At 35.9% G+C, this 20,616-nt stretch carries 11 protein-coding genes and 1 tRNA gene; 4 read left to right on the top strand and 8 right to left on the bottom strand.

Features of this window, described 5'->3' with window-relative positions:
- Nucleotides 1–3: 3 nt before the first annotated feature.
- The 3 genes from ASG14_RS05135 to ASG14_RS05125 form a co-directional block, all read right to left on the bottom strand.
- Entirely contained in the window at nucleotides 4–1,215 is a 1,212-nt protein-coding gene (locus ASG14_RS05135; RefSeq protein ID WP_056869921.1) for a bifunctional 3,4-dihydroxy-2-butanone-4-phosphate synthase/GTP cyclohydrolase II, read from the bottom strand.
- Between the two features lie 140 nt (nucleotides 1,216–1,355).
- Nucleotides 1,356–2,780 carry an LptF/LptG family permease gene (locus ASG14_RS05130; protein ID WP_056869920.1) on the bottom strand — a complete coding sequence of 475 codons (1,425 nt, stop codon included), beginning with the start codon at nucleotides 2,778–2,780 and terminating at the stop codon, nucleotides 1,356–1,358.
- A gap of 29 nt (nucleotides 2,781–2,809) precedes the next feature.
- On the bottom strand, nucleotides 2,810–3,190 hold the full coding sequence (locus ASG14_RS05125) for an START-like domain-containing protein (RefSeq protein ID WP_056869919.1): 381 nt from the start codon (nucleotides 3,188–3,190) through the stop codon (nucleotides 2,810–2,812).
- Nucleotides 3,191–3,327: 137 nt separating this feature from the next.
- Between ASG14_RS05125 and ASG14_RS05120 the strand changes: the two genes are divergently transcribed.
- Nucleotides 3,328–3,404 (top strand) — tRNA-Met (locus ASG14_RS05120).
- Here the strand turns inward: ASG14_RS05120 and ASG14_RS19995 are convergent.
- The 4 genes from ASG14_RS19995 to ASG14_RS05105 form a co-directional block, all read right to left on the bottom strand.
- A complete protein-coding gene (locus ASG14_RS19995) occupies nucleotides 3,361–4,914 on the bottom strand; it encodes a recombinase family protein (RefSeq protein ID WP_082491417.1) in 1,554 nt (517 codons plus the stop codon). The two genes, ASG14_RS05120 and ASG14_RS19995, sit on opposite strands and share 44 nt — an antisense overlap.
- 1,464 nt (nucleotides 4,915–6,378) lie before the next feature.
- Nucleotides 6,379–7,254, bottom strand: coding sequence for a hypothetical protein (locus ASG14_RS05115; RefSeq protein WP_056869918.1), 876 nt, complete (start codon nucleotides 7,252–7,254; stop codon nucleotides 6,379–6,381).
- Nucleotides 7,247–10,060: an N-6 DNA methylase gene (locus tag ASG14_RS05110; protein WP_056869917.1), complete on the bottom strand. Its 2,814-nt coding sequence runs from the start codon at nucleotides 10,058–10,060 to the stop codon at nucleotides 7,247–7,249. Before ASG14_RS05110 ends, ASG14_RS05115 begins: the two co-directional genes overlap by 8 nt.
- Before the next feature lie 366 nt (nucleotides 10,061–10,426).
- The gene (locus ASG14_RS05105) at nucleotides 10,427–13,309 is read right to left on the bottom strand and encodes an NACHT domain-containing NTPase (RefSeq protein WP_056869916.1); all 2,883 of its coding nucleotides are present in this window, start codon (nucleotides 13,307–13,309) and stop codon (nucleotides 10,427–10,429) included.
- Nucleotides 13,310–13,932: 623 nt separating this feature from the next.
- Between ASG14_RS05105 and ASG14_RS05100 the strand changes: the two genes are divergently transcribed.
- Genes ASG14_RS05100 through ASG14_RS05090 form a run of 3 tightly spaced genes read left to right on the top strand, consistent with a single transcriptional unit; the run spans nucleotide 13,933 to nucleotide 19,595 of the window.
- Nucleotides 13,933–15,504, top strand: coding sequence for a type I restriction-modification system subunit M (locus ASG14_RS05100; RefSeq protein WP_056869915.1), 1,572 nt, complete (start codon nucleotides 13,933–13,935; stop codon nucleotides 15,502–15,504).
- Nucleotides 15,497–16,711 (top strand): restriction endonuclease subunit S, encoded by a 1,215-nt coding sequence (locus tag ASG14_RS05095; protein WP_056869914.1) that lies wholly within the window; start codon nucleotides 15,497–15,499, stop codon nucleotides 16,709–16,711. Before ASG14_RS05100 ends, ASG14_RS05095 begins: the two co-directional genes overlap by 8 nt.
- Nucleotides 16,712–16,727: 16 nt before the next feature.
- Nucleotides 16,728–19,595, top strand: coding sequence for a type I restriction endonuclease subunit R (locus ASG14_RS05090; RefSeq protein ID WP_056869913.1), 2,868 nt, complete (start codon nucleotides 16,728–16,730; stop codon nucleotides 19,593–19,595).
- Between the two features lie 565 nt (nucleotides 19,596–20,160).
- On the opposite strand, the gene ASG14_RS05085 is transcribed toward ASG14_RS05090, so the two are convergent.
- Nucleotides 20,161–20,526, bottom strand: a complete 366-nt coding sequence (locus ASG14_RS05085) for a TetR/AcrR family transcriptional regulator C-terminal domain-containing protein (protein WP_056869912.1) — start codon at nucleotides 20,524–20,526, stop codon at nucleotides 20,161–20,163.
- Nucleotides 20,527–20,616: the final 90 nt, after the last annotated feature.

Genomic DNA, 20,616 nt, shown 5'->3' with positions numbered 1-20,616 from the left:
GAATTAACCTTTCATAATGGAGTGACCCATTTTATCTCTTTTGGTTTTAAGATAACGTTCATTATGTACATTACTTTCAATTTCTATCGGAATGTTTTCTACGATTTCTAAACCGTAACCAATTAAGCCGGCACGTTTAGTAGGATTATTGCTCATCAGGCGCATCTTAGTTACGCCTTGCGATCTGAGAATCTGTGCACCCACACCGTAATCCCGTTCATCACCTTTGAAGCCAAGCTTTATGTTAGCTTCCACCGTATCAAAACCTGCATCTTGGAGGTTATAGGATCGCAACTTATTAATAAGTCCGATACCACGGCCTTCCTGATTCATATACACCACAACTCCCTTGCCCTCTTTCTGTATCATTTCCAAAGCCTTGTGTAGCTGTGGACCACAGTCGCATCTGCATGAGCCGAAAATATCGCCGGTTACACATGAGCTGTGCACCCGGGCAAGAATTGGTTCGCCTTCTTTCCACTCCCCTTTTGATATTGCAAGGTGGGTGGCATTGTTATCAAGCTGCGTATAGGCAGTCATTTTAAAATCGCCCCAGGCTGTTGGTAAATCTATAGTAACCTCCTGTTTAACCAGGCTATCGATGCCCAACCGGTAGGCAATTAAATCTTCAATAGAAATAATTTTGAGCTGGTGTTGCTCTGCAATCTTAAATAGATCGGGTAAACGGGCCATTTCACCATCTTCCTTTAAAATCTCTACTAACACGCCTGCAGGCCTCATACCAGCCAACCTTGCCAAATCTACCGCTGCCTCGGTATGGCCGGCACGGCGGATAACGCCACCAGCTTTAGCCCTTAACGGGAAAATATGGCCTGGGCGACCAAGTTCATCAGGATTGGTATCAGGATTTACTAAAGCCAACATGGTTTTGGAACGATCGCTTGCAGAAATACCGGTTGTGCAACCGTGTCCAACCAAATCAACTGAAACAGTAAAATTAGTTTCGTAAGCAGCCGTGTTTTTGCCAACCATTAAATTCAGGTTTAGCTCATCGCAACGTTCTTCCGTTAATGGCGCACAGATTAAACCCCGCCCATAAGTTGCCATAAAGTTGATTACTTCGGGCGTTGCATTTTCAGCGGCCGTTAAGAAGTCGCCTTCATTTTCTCTGTCTTCGTCGTCTACAACGATTATAACTTTTCCGGCTTTGATGTCTTCAATGGCCTCTTGTATGCTATTTAGTTTTGTTTGCATTTCTGTTATTAGAATAGATTAACAGCTGAAAATTAAAAAATAATTAACGGGAAACTCGCTATTAATGAGTACAAAGGTACAATCTTCTTAAGCAAATTTTTTAAGAATATATCATCTGGAAGTAAAGGAAAAGCGCCTCCTTATTGCTGCTTAATTTTAAAAAGCTTGATAAAAAACTGCTTATACTGGTTAACATCAAACAAAGCAGAATCGGCCGTAGCTTTATAGGTTAAAAACACCGCTAAAGGCGTCAGAATTATAAATGCTATCCACATCCCGAACACTGGATTAATTGAGCCTTCGCGGGCTGATTTTTCGGCTACGGTAGTAACAATATGGTAAACCAGGAAAAACGAAATGGCTATTACAACCGGCAAACCCATGCCTCCTTTTCTGATGATGGCACCCAGCGGTGCACCTATGAAAAATAGCAGTACACACGATGCCGCAAGGGTGAATTTGCGTTGGTATTCTACACTGGTGAAGATAATTTCACCTTTTAAATCTTCCTGTCGCGGAACACTATTGGCTAAACTTTGGGTAATTACCGAAATCGTGTTGGCAGCATTTTGAACGCTTAGCAACCTTGAACCATTAGGAATACTCTTTAAAATATTATCATCGATTTTTTTCGGCGAAACCTTCAGTTTGGTATAACCCAATGTGGTGTTGCTTTGCTTAAAATTATTACCCAAACTTCGGCCAGTATTCCGATACAAAGTATCCATCTGTTTTGAAAGGGAATCTCTTTTTCTAACGATGCCCTTAAGGTTAAGCATTACCGTACTATTACCGAAAGCACCCTGATCCGTTTTTTGCATATCGAATGATTCCATGCTGAATTTCGGTTTCGTTTCTTTAAACCTGCTCCGGTACATGATTTGCCGGGGATTATAAATGCCACTGCTACTCGGCTGTTCTTCGTACGTTACACCATCTTTCAGGTTAAAAATTAAAAACTTACCATCACTGGATTTGGTCATTTCGCCCTCTTTGGCTAAAATCACCTTTGGGATGCCATTTGTTCCTTTATGATCGTAAATCATGATTCCGAACATTTTCCCGTCCTCGTTTTTACTATCCACACGAATAGAATAATCGGGAATACTGTTATTAAAAACGCCCGGCTTAATCAGGAATGCGAGCTTCTTATTCCGCACATCGTACATTAAGGAATAAAACTTGAGGTTTGCTTTTGGTAAAATGTAATTAGAGAAAACGAAAGAACTTACCGTAAGGAAGAGAATGAGCACAACCAATGGCTGCATTGCTTTTTGGAGTGATATACCAGCTGATTTTATGGCAACAAGTTCATAGTTTTCGCCCAGCGTGCCAAAAGTCATGATTGAGGAAAGTAATACGGAAAGCGGAAGCGCCATAGAAATTTGAACCATCGATTGATAGTACATTAATTCGAGAATGGTATACCATTCAAAACCTTTTCCTATTAAATCATCTACATATTTAAAGAGAAAAAACATCAAAAGGATAAACATGACCACAAAGAAAGTGGCAATAAATGGCCTTATAAATGTTTTAATTACTAAAAGATGTATCTTTTTCACCTTACAAAGGTAAACAAAGGAGAGAAATATTATGCACCTAAAACGCTTATCAGATAATCAATCTGGTTATCCCAGATTAATTTTTTTTCTGCAAGCAATTCATCCGTCGAGAAATCGGTTATGGAAAGTGCAACATCATTCGTTAGTTCATCCTGAACAATTTCCATTTCGAAATAGCACTGAGGCTCATCATCAAGCCATTTAAATTTAACAAGCTTATTCTCTTTTATAGAAACAAGCTTTGCTTTTTGTGTTTCATCATCCCAGGTAAAAGTATAAACCTGATCGCGAAAATTAACATCATCGGCAAACCATTGCGATAAGCCATTTGGCTCACTTATAAAACTATACAGTATTCGTGGTGACGATTTAACTTCGTACTCAAGTGTGAATTTTTTCTTATCTGCCATGTTAATTCATTACCAGAATAAAATTCCGGACTACTTTTTTTATTTTATTTTTCTAAAGAAAGGTAATTTATTCTATATTTGCAACTCCAAAAAATAACCAAGCAAATATTTGTAATATAACATAAATATTTGAACCCGGCGGGGTAGCTCAGATGGTTAGAGCGCAGGATTCATAACCCTGAGGTCGGCAGTTCGATCCTGCTCCCCGCTACCATAGTGGGCAAATCAAATTTTTGTTTGGTTTGCCCCTTTTTTTTGCCCTCAAAAACTGCCTTTAAAGTACCTAGAACGCGGACAGCCTCATTCATTCGAACAGTTCGATGTTGTGTTCCGTCAAAAGTGAGTTTTTGGGGATAGATCGAACTAATTAATCGCCTTTTTCCTTCAGAATCTGCCTCTATATATGTTTCATGTAGGTTTTTGAGCAACCCAGTCGCTTTTCCGATTAGTTCACCAATATTCTCTTTTCCCCTGGATAAATCGATGAGTCTATTTTCAAGAACAAGGATATTTCTTTCACAGTCTGATTTTATTTTCCTGTACTCAAAATCAAGAATTACATCGTTGAGCATCTTGTCCCTAGCCTTCGAAATTCTATAATTAAACTCCTCCAACCGTTTTTTTACATTTGATAATTCATTATTATCTTCACTTGCAAAAGCTTGATAAACCTGCTTCAAAATCATAACATAGGCCTCATGCAACAGTGGATCTATAGTGTATTTTTTTAACTCCTCCACGAAAAGCTTATTGACTTTGTCCGCATTATATCTCACCCCACATTTAGAAAAGCAATGGTAATAGTGATAGTGCTTGCTGTAACCTTTTGAAGCACTACCTGAGAGCATGTAGCCGCACTTTGGACATATCAGAAAGCCACGCAAGGGAAGCGCATCAGGAGAAGATATAGTAGTCTTTTTTGGTTTGTTTCTGCCGTTCAAAACATCCATAGCTTTATAAAAGATGCTTTCCGAAACTATCGCTTTATGTTGCCCTATAACTGTATGGGCTTCCTCGTCCTTATATTTCGCAATGGGTATCCTACCGCAGTAAATAGGATTTCTAATTATCTGCCAAAAATTTTTTCTACCTGTCTTCAGCCCTTTATCCGATGCTGCCTTCCAGATCTGATCAATGAACCACTTACCCGTAGATAATTCGTCATATACCCACTTCATTATTGACGCTTGTGGCTCTACAGGACAAATATACTTTCGCCCGTCTTCGGTTACCTTGTTAGTATAACCTATGGAAGCAGGCCCCATCCATCGCCCTTCTTTTCTTGCTCTTCTCATTCCATGAAAAGTATTGAGTGCTCTTCTATCATTCTCGACCTCGGGAGCTGCGAGATAGAAAGCCAGCATCATTTTGTTTTCAGGAATTGAGATATCAAGAGGCTGTTCAATGGCCTGAGGCTCTATACCGAGATCACCCAAAATTTTTATCATCTGATAGGCATCCCCCGCATTTCTACTGAATCTGTCCCACTTGGTGAAAAGTACCAAATCCGTTTGTCCTCTTTTCTTTTTTAGATCAGCCAATAATTTTTGCCAGGCAGGGCGTATAAAGCTTTTGGCGGAATGATCCTCAAAAACAACTTTCCTCACTTTGATATCTCTGGCGAAACAATATTTCTGTAAAACCTCTTCTTGGTTGCGCTGGGAATATCCCTTATCAGCCTGTTCATCAGTACTTACTCTTATATATAAATCTGCTGTAATCATCTTTTTAAAACTTGCTCTACTTCCAAAATAGCTAAAATATATAGCAAATCCAAGATTTCCTTCGCTTGATTTATAGACATTTTTACTCCTTTTTTCTTTAACATTTCCATTAATTTCTCAGGGGTCATTCGGTCTATCGGAAGATGTCTCATAAGCTGTGGATAAACCTAAAATTAATTACACGTCAAATGAACATTTGTATATTACGTTCGGGATCATGTGTTTTTTTTTGCCATGTTTACTGCTTTGGAATAATGCAATTTGGATTTATACCTTTTCTTTCACAATAGTGATTCGGATATTTTTTTGAAATAAAAAATTTATCGGTAGAAGCAAATTAGCATTACGCTATGGTGGGGTCCACAAGCCACAGATGAGCACTGGCCATTGTAAAAGCATTCTATAAATTCTTTCCAATCTTGATGATAGTTAAAACACTTCCTCCCTTTAGGATACCCTAGATTATTATTTTTTAGAATACATTACCAATTAGATATTGCAGAATTTTGGATGATTTATTATTGTTTTAAGTATTTCCGAGTTCCGAGGAAATACCCGACCTCAAGGGCGCAAGATTTTTTTGTGTATACAAAAATACATCTTGCAAAACACCCGAGTGGTTAAAGTATTTCTTCAAGTGACGTGATCTACATAATGAAGATGCGTTTAAGTTTGTTTGATATATGTTTATAGTTTAAAACGGTGGTATTATGAGATTTTATTATATCTTTAAAACTATTCAGGACCCAAAACGGGTAGCGTCTCAGAAACTTGTATCATTAAACAAAATTTATTATAGATATCAGTAAAGGTTCTATTGATACAATTATGAAGATTAGATATGCCAGAGTTTCTACTAAAGAACAAAATCTAGCTTAAAAGATTAGATTAATGGTCTCGAAAACTGATCATTCAAAGCATTTCCAAAACATTTATTTCAAAAATCCCCATAATAACGAACTGATATAACTAGCTTTCTTTCTTATACTGAGTTAATATCCTATCTTTTATGTCCTCGTTGCTAAGATTTGGTACAAATCGTTTGTTTATAACTATAAATCAGCGATGACACGCTCAAATCAACTCCCGCAACCTTGCTGGCTAACAAATCGAAAAACTCATGCCGTATGGTTTGCGGACTACCTGCACTCCAAGGATCAAAAGCAATCTTCATTACATAATTATCTCTCAATTTACCCTGTATTAGCTTTAAGAATCAAGTTTTGCCACTGCCATAGTACCCAAGAATGCCTATTGCAAAATACTTCTTGTTATGGGTCAACTTAACCAGTCGTGCGATTTCCATAGCTGCAATACATCGCATGAAATGGTCATCCTCAACATTTTAAACCGCATTATCCTACGTGCGTAGCCATCTGGATATTATGGTAATATTGACGACAGTAATACATGATACTACCGCTACCATCGTGTGAGGTAGTCAGGAAAAGAATATCGCAGTAATTAATACTGCTTAGACCAGATTATTACCTCAAGCAATGAATTGACAAGTGCCTTAATAGCATATGGCGTTATTTGGTAGCCAGTTTTCGAAGTACCATGAACATATTCACTACAAGCATGGTGGATTAATTTGGTTGCCCCAGCTATCGTGCTATCCTGGTACGGTGGCGTAGTAGGCTTATAGAAATCGGCAGGATTAGGGTTTCCTTCCAAATGCTTGTGGAAGCTACCCGTGAAACTCGGTGAGTTATTAGCTTTGATATCGCTGTCGCGCACTACTGCTTTATTTCTCTTATTTATTGCCCTATATACTTCTTCATGCAATTCACGAACATCAGCCAAAATGCCTTTAAATTTTGCTGGATTTGATTCATTATAATTTATCAAGACGCTGACTAAGATGGTTTCTTTTGCAACATCTAATTTGTTCTGGTCAAATGCCTCAAATACTGCTGGGTTTTCTCTTTTCAATCGAAGGGGTTCTGCATCTTTAATACAGGATTGCAATTCTATGAAAAGTTCCTTTTGATCATCCGGTTTTTTAAGAAACATCTTTTCTTTAGGGTAATATTTTTTCAAACCTTCAAATTCTGTCTCGTCTCCAGTGAGAATAAACCTCGGAAAGCCCGGCACGTTAGTATCAATATAATGTAGGGCAGCGCCTATGAAGTCTGCACTCTCTTTAGTTTGAGAATCGGTCAAAAGACATTTAATGTCCAAAACTACAGCTGCATATTTATGGGCAAATGCAGGAAGAATGCGTTTAAGTCCTTCGAGGCTTGATTGTGGTGAAACACCTATAGTCAGTGCAGCGGCCTCATTGACGAATGATGTTGTAAAATCCTTATCATCGTCGATTAATATTATATTATTCATATGTTTTTTGTTGAGTTGGTAATTCAATTATGAGGGAAAAGCCCTTACTATTATTTTCAGCCACTAATATTTGCCCTCCGTGCGCCTCAACAATCCTATTTATATAATTACCTCCGATGCCTGAACCTTTACTGTGCCGTCCCTTATCAAAGGCTGTTATAAAATCTTTTTGCTGAAGTTCATACGGCGCTCCATTGTTTGAGTACTCTATTGAGATAACATCGCGATTCCTGTTGTATCTAACAATAAACTGTACCCGATATTTTTTACCTGTAATGAAGTCAGTGAAACCGTGATCTTCTGCATTCTGAAGTAATTGATCTAATAATTCCTTGAAAGCTGGTTTGTTTATCAAGGATACTACGTCCTCACCTTTGACTATAATTTCATATTTGTGATTTATAGCTATTTCTTTTTCATTCTTGTATTCTCTTAATAACTTCAGTAAATCAGTTTCGGTTAAATCCTCCACTGATAATTTGAAATTCATCACTTTTTCAACTGTGCCTAAAATATCACTCAAATGTTCAGAATCAGCCATTAATTTTTTAACCAGTTTTCCTAATGGAAAGTTTTCAGGCTTTTGGGTAAATACTGCTATTTCTGGATCTATTTCAATCTGCTGATCCTCGTCATTAAACTCCATTCTATCATCCAGTTTTTCTTTCTCTATTACCCTCATAATCCTGCTGGAAATACTGTTGATTCCCATGAAGGTTGGTCGCAGTTGATGTGTTAAAGTCTTAATTATTTCAAGCTCAGACTGCCTAAGCTCATCTTTGCTTCCTAAGGATTTAAGAACAGCATTGGCTCGATTTTTCTCTTCCGCAATAAGATTGGCTTTTTGCGACTCTATGAAGCTCTTTTGGGTTTGCCGATCAACATAAGGTATAACAATTTGCTTCAAACTAGCAATGCTTATATAAGGCATAACGGCACCCAATTTTCTTTTCTTAACCTGCTCGACAACAAAAGAAGAATAGAGCTGATAATATAAATACTCCAGATCAATACTGTCTTTTTTGTCTAACGGCAAAAAAGCATATACACCTGTGTGAATTAATACACTTCTGTTTTTATCCGTAGGAACGAAAATTGTTGCTTTAAGGTTTTCTCCGATTCTTGCAACTAATAAGCACTTTTCACTGATTAGGGCCCTTGCATATTTTTGTGCAAAATAAACTTTTGATGAAATGTTGTCAGATAAATCGGTTTCTAAAATATCCCGGGACAAATTTTCTATTTTAATTAAGGGATAGTCTCCTGTAGGATCTATATCTGTTTTTTGAGGCTGTATACCTCCTCGTATTGATACTAGTTCTGATAATATTTTACCTGAACCTTCCTTAATCATAAGGTTTGCCAGAATGTACTGTTCGTCATAACCTTCAGCAGAAAGATTACTGTCCTGCCGCAATTCGGATATGTCTAAAATCTGAGAATCTTTGGCAAATATGACGTCACTTTTGTAGGCTGCTATGATGTCATCATTATTAAGATACACCGTTTTAGAGTCATGATCTGCTACGTTAGCTGTTATGAACCTAATGCGATTCCTATAATCAGCTTCTTTATTTTTATTAATTATAAGTAGTGAGGCTTTAGCATCAGTGTAAGGTCGTAAAGTACCATAAGGAAGGCTAATGACGCTCTCAATAGCGTCTTGGTAAATCAAAATATCCCGTATTTCTTTTTCTTTTCCTTTTTTCATTAAAAAACCTTCAGATACAGTAATCACTGCTTTTCCGGTATCTTTTAGTTTTGATAATATTAAGAGAACTAATGACCCAAAATTTCTTCCAGATCTTGGCGGCGCTAAAAGATATTTATTAAATAAAAGTTCGTGTTCAAAGGAATTTATTACTCCGCTAGATGGCAGATCAGCTACAATGTAATCGTATCGATTACCACTGTCGACTTCCTGAAAGCTGTCTCCCGAACGAATTACAGCATCCTGTATACCATGAAGAATAAGATTCATGTTGCCCAATTGTGCGACACGCATATTAATCTCAGTCCCGGAAGTAACCAAATCAATTCCCTGTGAGTAGTAATTTGCCTGAATTAGCAATCCACCAGTCCCGGCAACGGGATCGAATAATGATTTTCCAGATTCAGGTTCTAATAAGCTTATCATTAACTCCCGCAAACTGTAAGGAGTCGGGGCGAAATCAGAATTAACATAACCTTTTGCAGTAATTGAAAGGAAATATTCGAAAGCATCCGCAAATGCACGTTCATCTAAATCTCTGGTGTCAATATTATTTATGGCAATCGAAATCTCTGTTTTTCTGCGATAGTCAAGTTGTGATAAAAATCTTCCACATTCTTTGAAGACGCCCTCAAGACTTACGTATCTTCCGTCAAAGCTATTAAGGGCATCGATTAACTCCCTACCATCTGGAAGAAGCATCTCCTGTTTTACCAAAACGTTGTCCCAAATGGAGAGGTTTTGATCAATGTTTTGATTCTCAATATCGTATTGCCTTTTAAAAAATAAAAGTACTGCGAGAATGAACTGAACATCAGAAGCACCATGTACACCTCTCAAAGTATTGACCAAATACGAGTAATTGAACAACAGGTTTTTCCAAATCTGATCTTCAACGAGGATTATTTGGTCATTAATTTGCTCAAATGTTGAAGGGTAATTCCTTACCCTAGCCAAAACCTGGCGTGGTTCAACAGGCTGCGAATCATTTCTTTGGTAGTAACCCTGAATATTTATTAAAGAAGCAATAGCCTTTGTAGTGAGAGGCCGCTTGTTTTCTCTTAAAACTGTTTCAATCGCTTCGTGTAAAGTCATTTTTGAATCGTTTGCCCCACAGTATTTAAAGCATAACCAGGGGTCAATTTGTTACATTGCTTTTTTTATTAATTATGTAAATGTAGCGAATTCGTGAACACAAAAATTGAACTTCTAACTCAATGAATTTTTAGAGGATTCCAATTTACTATAGAATGTTGCATTGAAAAAATAGTTGGGAGATCTATAAACCATGAAGACTGGAGTGATACGAAATCATTACGAAGGGATAAAAAAATAACTTTGATACTGAGTTTGGCTCAAGGGAGGATTAAACCTCAGAGTACCTGAGTATTTAGAAATTACAATCTCTTTCCTTGATACACTTCGTAAATAGATTGTAAATTAAAAATATTGCTTTTGTTCCTACTCAGTCGAATAATTAACTTCAATACCTGTGATCTTATCAATTATTTTGAAAAGCTCAACGAAGTTCGTAAAAACAGCAGGTTCTTGAATTTTAAGGACTTCGTTGGCAAACGAATTTTTGTTCCCAATAATCTCGTACACGTTTTCAATTGAGGTCTTTTTTAGTTTATTATGTTTATTTAATAGTTCGTCTGAAAAGTAGTGTTCTATCTCCAAAAAATTAAAAACCTGTTTTTCCTGAATATAGTTTTCTCGGTCAGCAATAGCAGGCAGACACAAAGCATAGACCTCCTGATTTTGAAGTTTCCTTAGAGTATGATTTTCTAAATCGTCAAAGTTCTTTAATCTTCGGAACTCTTCCAGGCCGCCACTGTCTCTATCAAACAGCCCAATCAATTTTTGATCTTTAGATAAAATGACGGAACCATTTTGGATTATTTTGGCTAATTGCTTCACTCCTGCATTTTCTTCTCCTGCCGCTTTAATCTCCCAGTAAGGCACGTTTCCACTCGTTAAAACCATAAACGCATGCTCTAATATTCTTGCATCCGTCTTACCTTCTGTTATAACGATATACCGTCGCTCAGAGCGAATTGTATCGTAGTTCGTGAACCTGAGTTTGCCAGCTGGAATGTCTGTTAGTCTTTTCAATGGTTCGCTAAGTTTATGGTAATCCTTTTTAACAGCTTTCTTAAGTTCCTTATAATTCTCTGTTTTGCTCATTTCCAACGCAAGATCTGCTAACATAACAAGGCTGGGATCATGTGTTAAATTGCTTTCAAATATGAGTTTTTCAAGTTGCGAGCTCTCATTAATACGTTTTGAATTAAGCGTTAAAGCTAGTTTTAAACTTTTATACCCTGAACTGGTGTCATTTAAATGCTGGTATTGATTATAGAAATCAGTAAAAGATAAGTTTAAGGGCTCTTTAAGAGTTATAGAGTTAAAGTTTTCATAAAAATAGAACACATTCATCAATAGCAAAATTGGTAATTTGTAATTCTTAAATAGAGCGTCCTCATCGGAAGATATTTTCATTAAAGCCTCATGGGCTTGAATGTTTATATTAACTGCCATGTCAACCCCTTGCTTTCTAATTTTGTTGTCTGTCTGGTATAAAGACTGCATTAAATATCCTAAACCCATTACACCCATAAAAAATTCATTGACTTTTGAGGAAGTTTGCACTTTTGTAATTATCCTTATCAAAAAATCAGACATGTCTCTTGATTTACCGGCGTAAAAAAATGATGCGTTTTGCCAGTTTATATCAAAAAAATTTTCGACAAGGAGGTTTTCTTTATTCCGTTGATGCTTAAATAATTCAATAGCTCCATAATATTCCATGAAAGAATCATGACTAAATTGAATGTATTTTCCATCCTTAACAAGTAATATGCCGGTGTTATTTATTAGGTATTCAAGTACGTCTTCAATATTTCCTTTTCTTATTGGAATGGTTTTATCTTTATAATAAGCGACAAAATAATCGAAAAATTCGTTTTTATCCATCGGAGTATGTTCCTTGCGTTCCAATATCGCTAATCCATACAGAGATAAAATTCTTTCTCTAAAAGAGCTATCGATGAACTCCAGTCTTGAAGAGACAATTGCTTTTCCCAGGAGAACAGCGTTGAAATTGTCGTAAATATCTGTTATGGTAGCAGGTATTTCTAGATTATTTTCTTCATAAAGAATTGATATCAACGACAATGTTAACGGCGTTATCGGTAGCTTTTCAAGAATACGGTTATCCTTCAATGCATCTAGAAGAGCATCTGCTCTTGATTGTTCATTTTGGAAAAAATTAGAAATGAAACGCTTAATCTGATCATTATTGAATTTTTCGATTGAAAAATTATCCGCCTCTTTTAGTATTGGACTTGAATAGAGCTTTTCATGATTCCTCGAAGCGATTATAAAGTTTACACCCTTGTTCTTATAAAGCTTTTCCAGTTGTGAAAGGATAGTATTTTGGTTAGCCTCCTCAAGTTCATCAATGGTGTCGACTAATACTGTCATACTATAATTGGCGAAATAATCAAAACCTTCATCAAAGAAACTACTTAATTTTTTCTTGATTAAGGTTTTTAAATCGTAATTAGCCTCAAACAATTCAGTAATCGATAAGAAGACTGGAAGGCTTTTCCTCTTGTCTGTGCTTTTATTTAAAGATATGAGATGTTCTCCAATTTTTTTTAAAGAAGTTGTTTTTCCTGTTCCTGCTGACCCAGATAAAATTAGTGGTTTAGAATTTGAGCAAAGTTGTTCCATACCAACTTTTTTCCTGATAGGGGTACCCGTATTTTTATCCTCAAAAAAGTGATAGTAATTTGGTTCAATAAAAATTTTTAAAAGCTTATCATATTTTTCGTTAAATATTTGAAGTTTTTTTAAATCGCTATCTCCATGAATGGAATCGCAATAAGTACGTTCATATTCTAATAACTGAACGTCATCATGTTTCCAAAAGTCTAGTAGATGCTTATCGATAAGCGGGATTAGATCATCTCTTCCAAGAAAGTCAATCGTGAACTTTGGCAAAAGGCTTTTTATATCCACTTGAAACCCTTTTGTGATTACATTATTACTAAAAATAAAGAATGTTACAATTTTGTGGGTGTCAGAGAACTTTTCTATGGAAGACTGGTAAACTTTTGTATGCTCGGAAGCATTTAGCTTTTCGTCTAAATAGATAAAAGCATGTTGATGTTGTGACAAAGGGCCTGAATAGGTTCCTGTCACGACATCTCCAATTTGTTTAATTGATGTGTAGCCAAGTTTTTCGACTAAAGCTGTAATAAGATGAAAAAGTTTTTCTTTATCAAGACCTTTAACAATATCAATTTTTTGTTTTTGCGGCGCTGCAATTACGTCCATACTTTAATTATTTTAAGGAATTATCCTGGGTGGGTTTCATGCTTGGATAATATATTATTAGTAATACCAATTATTTCATCTATTACTTTTTTGCTCAGATCAGTTGGGCGCATTGCTAGTTTCGTGAGTTCGGAAAGCTCATATTTTGTTAGTTTAGATACATCCTTGTTAATGGCATTCCGACTGCTTTAAGAGATATATAACCAAAGACTTACGCATTACCGTTCATATTGGTAGTAGATATTGTCTATTGGTTGATTGCTAATTCTTTTAGTTCGATTTTTAATGTTTTCAAAACTAGGGAATATGATCCAATTTTCAATATATATCAGTATCCGCCCCTATGCACACCGTCCGCCGCAATTATAGATTCTTTTTATTAAAAGCTCATATTACATTGCCTCCATTAGTCCACATTTATAGTGCAAGATAGAGAATATATTCAGGCGATTTGTCCAAGTTGGCATTTCTCGAGAAAGAATTGTATTATCAGACAAGTAAAATATGGAAGTAATACTATGTAGTATTATGCAGATGATCATTACAAAAAAGCACTATTTATAAATTCCAAGATTTTTATTCGATATATCGTATTAATTTAGCCAAAAAATTAATACCCATTCATGTCTGAAAACCAAAAACAAATACTAGAGCAAAAGCTTTGGAATATTGCCAATACCTTAAGGGGAAGAATTAACGCCGATGAGTATCGCAATTATATTTTAGGTTTTATTTTCTTCAAATACCTATCAGAAAAGCAACATTTTTACGCCAATAATTTATTGGCCGATGAAACGGTTAAGGAATACACGCTTATTAAAGACGAAGAAACGCTGTCGGCTATTAAAGAAGAATCGCTACATACCTTAGGTTATTTTTTAGCGCCCGATCAATTATTTGATGTACTCACCAAATTGGGAACAGAGAAAGGTGCAGATAACTTTATTATCGAAAAGGTAGAAATGGTGCTTAACCACATTGAGCAAACTACCATGGGCACCGAATCGGAAGAAGATTTTAATGGTTTGTTTCAAGATATGGATTTGGCTTCGCAGAAATTGGGCAAAACACCCGATAAGCGCAATGAAGTAGTCGTGGAGATTTTAACGAAGTTGAACGAAATTGATTTCCGCTTGCAAGATGTTGATGCCGATGTATTGGGCGATGCTTATGAATACCTGATTTCTAATTTTGCGGCTGGTGCTGGAAAATCGGCTGGCGAATTTTATACGCCACAACAAGTTTCTACCATTTTGGCAAAAATTGTAACCTTAGGAAAAGATAAAATCCGTTCGGTTTACGATCCTACTTGCGGTTCTGGATCGTTGTTGTTGCGTGTAGCAAAGCAAACCAAAGTAGCCGATTTTTACGGGCAAGAGTTAAACCCTACAACCTATAACCTTGCTCGAATGAACATGATTTTGCATGATGTGCATTTCTCTCATTTTAATATAGAACAGGATGATACTTTAGAAGAGCCTCGCCATTTGGAGCAGCGTTTTGAGGCCATTGTGGCCAACCCGCCATTTTCTGCAAATTGGAAAGGTGATGCGCATACTTTAAATGCATCTGACGCCCGTTTTAACCAATTTGGAAAGTTGGCGCCAAAAACCAAGGCCGATTTTGCTTTTTTACAACACATGTATTACCAATTGGCAGATAATGGTACGGTGGCTTCGGTGTTTCCACATGGGGTATTATTTCGTGGTGCTTCTGAGGGTGGAATACGCGAATATTTTATTAAAGAATTAAATGCCATTGATGCCATAATTGGTTTACCTGCTAATATTTTTTACGGTACCAGTATTCCAACTTGTATTGTGGTATTAAAGAAATGCCGCAAAGCGGATGATAATATTGTTTTTATTGATGCCAGTGGCGGTGAGTTTTATATCAAAGGAACAAATCAAAATATTCTTACAGAGGAAGGTATTAGTAAAATCATTCAATTTTATAGAGACAGGAACGAAGTAAACAAGATTTGTCATATCACAACTTTGGAAGAGATTAAGGAAAATGAGTATAACCTCAATATTCCTCGTTATATTGATGCTTTCGAGGAAGAAGAAATTATCGACATTTTTAAAGTTGTAAAAAGACTTAATGAATTAGATGGAGAGCTAAAGAAATCAAATGAAAAACTTCTTGCTTTTTGTGAAGAATTAAATATTCCTAAACCGTTTTCAAATGAGTAGAAACCATTTAAGATTTGAAAAATTTAATGAAATAGATTGGCAAACAAAAAGAGTTAATCAAATTTTAAATAAGGTTGTAAATCCTGTAAAGGTTGAGCAAGATACTTTATATAAGCAAATTGGTATTAGATCTCACGGAAAGGGAATATTTCATAAAGAATTAGTTTCAGGTAAGGAAATTGGAAATAAACGTATATTCTGGTTAGAAAAAAATTTATTTATAGTCAATATTGTTTTTGCTTGGGAAAGGGCGGTCGCTAGAACTACTGAGAATGAAACAGGATTGGTTGCATCTCATAGATTTCCAATGTATAGACCAATTGAAAAAGAAGCTGATTTAGATTATCTTCTACATTTTTTCTTAACTAAGAGAGGTAATCAATTATTAGAATTAGCATCTCCAGGAGGGGCGGGTCGAAACAAAACATTGGGACAGAAAGAATTTGAAAAACTTGCTTTTTCAATACCATCTCTTTCCGAACAACAAAAAATAGCAGCTTATTTATCAAGTATCGATCAAAATATCAGTTTATTAACTGAAAAGAAAAAAGAATTATCTCGCTATAAAAAAGGGATGATGCAAAAACTCTTTGCGCAACAAATTCGCTTCAAAGATGAAAATGGAAATGATTTTACTGATTGGGAAGAGAAAAGATTAAGTGAAATCTCAAAATTTAGGCGAGGTAGTTTTCCACAACCTTATGGTTTAGCAAAATGGTATGATGATAAAAATGGGTTTCCATTTGTTCAAGTTTATGATGTTGGAGATGATTTTAAATTAAAAAAGGAAACTAAGAGAAAGATCAGTTATCTGGCCACAAAGCTAAGCGTATTTGTGCCTACAGGTACAATATTAGTTACTATTCAGGGGTCAATTGGTAGAATAGCCATAACAAATATTGATTGCTATGTCGATCGTACACTATTAATAATAACTTCGTTAGCTGAAAATTTAGAAGTTAATTATTACAAATATTGTTTATTTCTTCTTTTTGAAATTGAGAAGCACAAAGCCCCAGGAGGAACTATTAAAACAATAACAAAGGAAGTTTTAAGTGACTTTACTATTCCATTTCCCTCTCTTCCAGAACAAATAAAAATTGCCGATTTCTTATCAGCGATAGATGAAAGTATAGATAAAGTAAATGAGCAAATAAAGCAGACGCAAGGCTTTAAAAAAGCTATGTTGCAACAAATGTTTGTGTAATTACAAAAATAAATTAATGACCGCTCAACCCGAACAATTATTAGAAAATAACTTAATTAGCCAATTGGTTGGCTTAGGTTACGAACGCATTATACTTCGCGAGGAGAAAGATGTAATTACTAATTTTAAGCAACAGTTAGAAAAGCATAACCAAGTTTCGCTTAGCGATGCAGAATTAAATCAAATCCTCATCTATCTTAATAAAGGAAACACTTTCGAACGGGCTAAAACCTTGCGTTCGCGTATTCCTTATGTAAACGCATTGGGCGAAAATAAAACCATTCAATTAATCGATCAAAAAAAATGGTGTAAGAACGAGTTTCAGGTGGCCAATCAAATTTCTATGAAAGGAAATTATGATAACCGTTACGATGTAACCATTTTGATAAACGGTTTGCCGCTGGTTCAAATAGAACTCAAACGTCGTGGTTTAGAGCTTAAAGAGGCTTTTAATCAAATTAATCGCTACCAAAAACACTCGTATGGTACTGGTTTCGGCTTGTTCCAGTTTATTCAATTGTTTGTAATTAGCAACGGGGTTAACACCAAGTATTATTGCAATGGCCGGGTAAAAGATCGTTCGTTTAAGCAAACCTTTTTTTGGACAGATATTACAAATGAGTTGATTACCAACTTGGCAGATTTTGCGGATGATTTTATGAATCCCTGTCATTTATCGAAAATGATCACGCAGTACATTGTGCTTAACGACACACAAAAAGCACTAATGGTACTACGGCCTTATCAATATTATGCGGTAGAAGCTATTATTAACCAAGTTAAAACAACGCATGAATACGGTTACATTTGGCATACCACAGGATCGGGTAAAACTTTAACCTCATTTAAGGCGGCACAAATTTTAACCGACATACCAGAAGTACACAAAGTGGTTTTTGTGGTAGATAGAAAAGATTTAGATACACAAACCGCTAAAGAATTTAATAGTTTTAGTAAAGGTAGTATCGATTCGACAAGCGATACCAAAACCTTGGTTAAACAATTGGCTGGCGATCGTAAATTAATTGTAACCACCATACAGAAGCTGAATAACACCATATCTAAAAGCTATTATTTAAAGGATATGGCTGGTTTAACTAACCAACGCATTGTGTTTATCTTCGATGAATGCCATCGTTCGCAGTTTGGTGAAACACATGAGAACATTAAAAACTTTTTTAAGGGTTGCCAAATGTTTGGCTTTACCGGCACACCGATTTTTGCTGAGAATGCGGGCACCAATGAATATGGTAAACGCACCACGCAAATGTTGTTTGGCAAGCCTTTGCATAAATATGTAATTACCGATGCCATTAAAGATGGTAATGTATTGCGTTTTGCGATAGAGTACATCCGTACATTTAAACAAAAGGACCAAATTCTAGATATTGAGATTGAAAAAATTGACGAACCTGAGGTGATGCAATCTCCCATTCGCCAAAAGGCAATTGTAAACCATATTTTGCAAAACCACAGGCTGAAAACACACAACAAGGAATTTACAGCCATGTTTTGTGTAAGCAATTCCGATGCGGCAGTTGCTTATTACAAACTTTTTAAAAAAGCGAAAGAAAAAGGATTACACGATTTAAAAATTGCAACCATTTTTACTTACGCCGCCAACGAAGAGCAGAAGAAAAATAAGGATTACAAGCTGTATGCAAATGATGATGCGCTTGGTATGGTTGCTGAAGACGCGGGTCCTTATTTATCGAAATACAAACGAGAGGAGTTAGACGATTTTATTGACGACTACAATAAAATGTTTCAAAGTAATTATTCGACCAAAGATTCTACTTTGTTCTACCAATATTACAACGATATAGCTGAAAAGGTCAAAAATCAGCAAATTGATATTTTGATTGTGGTAAATATGTTTTTAACTGGCTTTGATAGCAAAACTTTAAATACCTTATACGTTGATAAGAATTTAAAACATCATGGCCTGATTCAAGCCTACTCTCGTACCAACCGTATTTTAAACGAGGTAAAATCGCATGGGAATATAGTTTGTTACCGCAATTTAAAATCGGCTACCGATGAGGCCATCGAACTGTTTGCCAACAAGGATGCCATTGGCGAAATTATCGAACCGCCTTTTGAAGCTTTAGATGCGAAGCTGAAAGAAAAATACGATGAGTTGATAGCTATTGTCCCTACGGTAGATAATGTGAACCAATTGCAAAATGAGGAAGAACAAGCGGCATTTGTTAAGGCTTTTAGAGAGGTAATGCGCTTAATTAACAAAATGAAGCAGTATGGTGATTTTGATTTTGAGTATTTACCGATTACTGAATTTGATTTTGATGGTTACAAAAGCAAATATTTAGACCTGTATGAAGCAAATAAAGGTTTAACAAGTGGTGCAACTCCCGCTCATTCGATTTTAGATGATTTGGATTTTGAGTTAGAGCTGATCCACCGTGATGAGATTAATGTAACTTATATTATGAACTTGTTGATTCGCTTACAGTCAGCGCCGGTTGATGAAAAAGCGAGTCAAGAGAAGATAATTCAAGATTTATTAAATTCTGATATTCAACTGCGGAGTAAAAAGGAACTAATTGATAAGTTTATGCAGAAGAACTTACCATTTATTACCAATGCCGATGATGTGATGGAAGTATTTGATGATTTTATTCAAACTGAAAGAAAATCGGCAATGGCAACAATGAGTGCAGAAGAGCAATTGGATTCAGATAAATTGGAACATATTATTGGAGAATATCTTTTTACCAATAGACAACCATTACGCGATGATATTGTGGGTACTATGCTGGTAAAACCAAAATTGGCTGAACGTTCCAATAAAATTGAACGTATTACCTACAAAATTTACGATTTTGTAAATACATTTGTGAGCGGTTTTGCTGGAAGGGCATAAAAAATATACCCGATAATCAATGCCAAAATCTACATTGCTATGTATTGATATGAGAAAAAAATCTAATTTTTTTTACCCATAAATGGATGAAGTTGCGTCTCAAAAAACGAACCTTTTCTTAATGTTTAAGATAATTAGCAACATTCGCCAATTCCTGCAAATCAGACAAGAAAAAATTCGAAATTTGTCCAGTAAGGGCTACTTAAGGAAACAACCCATTTGTGTTGTTTCCTCTTTTTATACCCATAAGAATTTGTTATCCAAATCGTTACAGCCTCACTTTAATCAGTTCGATATTTAGGAAGATTTTCTTGAACTATTTTGCCTTTCTGACTGAAAATCAAATATTAATGCAGCTGAGACGCTTTTTCCGAGTTCGACGTTTCCTTAAGGATATGTTGATTTTTGGACTCAGTTAACCGCTATAGGTTTTAGCAACAATGTACAGCTTGGTCTTCAACTCAGCTCAATGGATCGAAGCGGTACCGTACAGGCATACATTTCGAGACCTTCGGCAAATCTTGTACTCATGCCCACCGAACTTGGTATAGTAGGGATACTGGTATCATCTTTTTGTTGTTAAATAAACTGTTGTTAGATCTTGTAAGTGCGAAACCACCCTGTCTTTAATAATTTTTTTATCTTTCGGATTGTTCAGGTCGAAATTAGAGCACGATATAACCTTGTGGGGCGAAATAACAATATTGGTTATGGTGCCCATAATGGTAGCGATTACCATCCGTACATCTACCTTGTTAAAGGTGCCATCTTCTATCCCATCGGTAATAATGCGATCAATAAGCTGCATGTTTTGACTCATCGCATCCTTAATTTTATCATACATTTCGGGCCTCTGGGTTAAAGACAATTCGCGGTGCATCATTTTATGGAACGCAGTTTTATTAAGTATCCCATTTACATAGCCCTCCATAACCCTGTGCAATAAGATCTTTATTTAAATTAGCTAATCATCCTTTGAAAGGAAAAACATATATCAGAAGTGTTGGTGAAATATTAAGAA

It is taken from the genome of Pedobacter sp. Leaf194, from assembly GCF_001423945.1.
Lineage (GTDB): Bacteria > Bacteroidota > Bacteroidia > Sphingobacteriales > Sphingobacteriaceae > Pedobacter.
The sequence above is the reverse complement of the archived record's forward strand: the minus strand, read 5'-3'. Positions and strand labels throughout refer to the sequence as shown.